Origin of the sequence: Xenorhabdus sp. PB62.4, from assembly GCF_014467285.1 — a bacterium.
Lineage (GTDB): Bacteria > Pseudomonadota > Gammaproteobacteria > Enterobacterales > Enterobacteriaceae > Xenorhabdus.
Genome location: NZ_NKHR01000072.1, coordinates 1 through 1,898, shown reverse-complemented (window position 1 = coordinate 1,898; position 1,898 = coordinate 1). Strand labels below are relative to the sequence as shown.

The following is a 1,898-nucleotide window of genomic DNA, read 5'->3' as shown; positions in this document are numbered from 1 at the left end:
TTTAATCGAATTGCATTAAATGTGATTAAACAAAATACCAGTATAAAGGACAGTCAGGCCGCTAAACGCCGAAGAGCAATGTGGTCAGCGGAATTCCGTAGTCAGCTTATATTTGATTAAACTTAATACAAAGTGGAATCCCGCCCTGAGTAGTCATGACAGTCATTCTATAAAATAATAACAAAATGTTATTATTTTCAATGCATATATAAGCTCATCAAAAATATATAAAAAATGCATAGAATTTATGTAATTGATTGTTTAAATTGAGGGGATCGTATGTCTACATTAAGAATAGGTATGGATATTCAAGAATTTGTCTCACAGTTCAAAAATCACCCTGTTTTATTTATTGGGTCAGGTTTTAGTTTACGATACCTGAAGAATTCATTTAACTGGAATGAGTTGCTTCAACATGTATGTTATGAGTTAACAGAAAATAAAGAAATGTACTTAGATATTAAGTCTAAAAATTATATAAATGGAGAATATAAGTATGAAGAAATAGCCACTGAAATAGAAAAGATATTTAATGAAAAACTACAAAAGGATAGGGATGGTAAATTTAAAGAAATAAATGATATTTTTTATGAAAACATGAACAATGAAATAAATTTAAGTAGATTCAAAATATATATAACTAAATTATTAAAAGATAAAATCATAAGGAATGATAAGCAAAGTGAACTCAATGAATTACTTAAAGTAAGGAAAAATATAGGTTCAATAATAACCACTAATTATGGTACGTTAGTGGAAAAAATATTTGAATTCGAACCTTTGGTTGGAAATAATATTCTCTTAAGTAATCCATATGGTTCTGTTTATAAAATACATGGCTGCATTAGTAGTCCAGAGGATATAATTATAACAAAGGAAGACTATAAATTATTCGAATATAAATATGATTTAATACGTGCGCAGTTATTATCATTATTCATACATAATCCAATAATTTTCTTGGGTTATAGCGTCAGCGATTCAAATATACAAAAAATATTAAAAACAATATTTTCCTATGTTTCCAGCAACACTGAATTATCTAAAAAAATAAGAGATAATTTCTTATTGGTTGAATATGAGGAAAATTCAACATCCGAGGCTATAGTAGAGCATGACATACGGATAGACGAGAATGTAACTATTAGAATAAATAAAATAAAAACAGACAATTACACTACCATATATAAAACATTATCAGAATTAATTCTTCCCGTTTCAGCAATGGATATTAGAAAGGTACAAAAAGCTTGGAATGAAATAAGGGCGGGAGGTAATATTGAAGTCAGTATAATAGATAATTTAGATGAACTAAAAAACAACCAAATGATTTTGGCTGTTGGCTCACGTGATAATATAAAATATGAATATCAACCAGCTAAAGAAATGATGCAGAATTACTTTGAGATTTTAGATAAATCGAATGAAAAATTAATAGAATTGTTAAACAAACAAACTATTAATGCTTCTCAATATTTCCCTATATATGCTTTCTCTAAAATATGCTATAAATTAGAACGCGTTCAAAAATATAAAAAACAGCAAGTGAAAAAAATAAATGAGTATTTTAATGGAATTGGAAGTGGGAATTATCAAAAAAACCATTCTAATATTTTAGATATATTTCTTGATGATTAAATATCTAACTCAAGGAAGGATGAGTATATATTTTATAGTGCATATTTGGATAGAATAAATTTAGATGAATTAAAAAATTATTTAATCGATATGGAAGATAAAATAAGCACACCATATCGTAGATTATTATGTTTATACCCGTCGTAATTGAAGATGCTTGATTTTTCATTCATATCAGCGCAGGATCGCGCCCATGAAAATTAATCTAACAGATGCCCAAAAAGAAGCCCTCGAATTGATGCATGATACAACTCGTGATG

1 protein-coding gene and 1 pseudogene are annotated in these 1,898 nt (G+C 27.7%); both read left to right on the top strand.

Features of this window, described 5'->3' with window-relative positions:
- A pseudogene (locus Xenpb_RS19200) lies at positions 1-120 on the top strand (ISAs1 family transposase); the annotation flags it as partial.
- A gap of 159 nt (positions 121-279) precedes the next feature.
- Positions 280-1,638, top strand: coding sequence for an SIR2 family protein (locus Xenpb_RS19195; RefSeq protein ID WP_255523216.1), 1,359 nt, complete (start codon positions 280-282; stop codon positions 1,636-1,638).
- Positions 1,639-1,898 lie beyond the last annotated feature (260 nt).

What these genes read in the sequence shown, in the direction of transcription:
- Xenpb_RS19195 (WP_255523216.1), top strand. Translation starts at nt 280, where the DNA reads ATGTCTACATTAAGAATAGGTATGGATATTCAAGAATTTGTCTCACAG.